Source organism: Streptomyces sp. NPDC001056 (assembly GCF_053598955.1).
The window spans coordinates 1-1,348 of sequence record NZ_JBSFLI010000108.1; the positions used below are offsets into that span (position 1 = coordinate 1).

Annotated in this window: 3 protein-coding genes; all 3 read right to left on the minus strand. The window is 61.6% G+C overall.

Annotation, left to right across the window (positions count from 1 at the left end; genetic code table 11):
• Nucleotides 1-273 (minus strand): hypothetical protein (locus ACWDD7_RS37730; RefSeq protein ID WP_450460716.1); only part of this gene is annotated, 273 nt, incomplete at its 3' end.
• Nucleotides 274-329: 56 nt separating this feature from the next.
• A complete protein-coding gene (locus ACWDD7_RS37735; RefSeq protein ID WP_450460718.1) occupies nt 330-857 on the minus strand; it encodes an IclR family transcriptional regulator domain-containing protein in 528 nt (175 codons plus the stop codon).
• A 134-nt stretch (nt 858-991) separates the two neighbouring features.
• Nucleotides 992-1,348, minus strand: a 357-nt coding sequence (locus ACWDD7_RS37740; protein ID WP_450460717.1) for a nuclear transport factor 2 family protein, incomplete at its 5' end; no start/stop codon positions are given.

A 1,348-nucleotide genomic window follows, 5' to 3' on the forward strand; every position in this document is an offset into this window, starting at 1 on the left:
GTTGTACCAGCGCCCGTGAGACTTGTAGACGGTCACCGAATCGCCGGGAATGATGAAGGTCCGCTTCGTCATGCATTGCGCATCGGGCGCCGAGTAGAAGTACGCGCGCCCCGCGCCGATGACCGTGCCCGAAGCCGGCGGCCGGAAGTTGTCCTCCGGGCCGCTCGTTGCGGTGTTGAGCTTCGTGCAGTCCACCGCGTTTTTTGCGTACGCACCGTTCGTGCCCACGCACGCGCCGATCGCAAGCATCGCGATCGCGATGCGCTTCGTCATTTTCATCTGCATGATCCGTTATTGAGGTCGTATTGTCGTGTCGTTTTGCCGGCTCTCTACCGGCACGTGTTCAATTCTGTGCCGCCGTCGCCTGCTCGACGCCAGCCGCCTCCTGGCGATGGCCAAGCCGCCCGGAAATCGCCTGCCCTGCCTCCTTCAACAGCGCGACGTAATGCGCCTTCGTATCCGCACCGCATCGTCGGGAACGACAGCGACAATCCCGCGATCACGCGATCGAAACGGTCGAACACGGGCACCGCGAGACACAGCAGGCCATCTTCCTGCTCCTCGTTGTCCTCGCCATAGCCCTGCTGCCGCACGTGCGGCAGGATGCTCGTCACTGCTTCCGCCGACGCGAGCGTCTTCGCGGTCGACTTCCGGAACTTGACGCCGGCCAGCACTGTGCGCGCTTCGCCGGGCATCATCCACGCGAGCAGCACCTTGCCGATCGCCGTACTGTACAGCGGATTGCGCCGGCCAATACGCAACTGCATGCGCAGCCCGTAATCGGGACGGGCGATCGAGCGTGAGGGGCATGTTTGAGTGGTGCCGGTTCGAGTCCGGTCCCCGGCCCCCGCCTCCAGTCACTCAATGTTCGACGACGTAAAAGCCCCCGGAAAATCGACGCGTTCCCTGGGGTTTTGGTCGCCGGTGCTTTCGTGCACTTCGTGGCACGCTCGCGAATCCGGACGTTGGCGTGCATCCGCCGCGTGGCGCTTCAGTCGAACGTATGCACTACGGCGGACGCCTTGGTCGCGATCAGCCAGTTGCCCTCTACCTTATGCATGACGAAGTGATCGTTGAATAGCTTGTTGCCGATTCGCACCCGCACGGTAGCTGTTGAAAGGTTGTCCGATATATTCTCCGTCGACAGGATCGCTTCGTCTCTCGGCGCGCCGGTCGATCGAGGACTCTGCCTCCCGTGGATGAGTGCCGCATACTCCTGCGACGACAGCGTGCGCAACCGACCTTCATCCATCCACTGAATCATGCAGCTCGGGTGAAAGACCGTGTCGAAATCACGGCTCTTCGGCTCATAAGCCAAATTGAAATAATCGTCGATCAAAGCAACGAC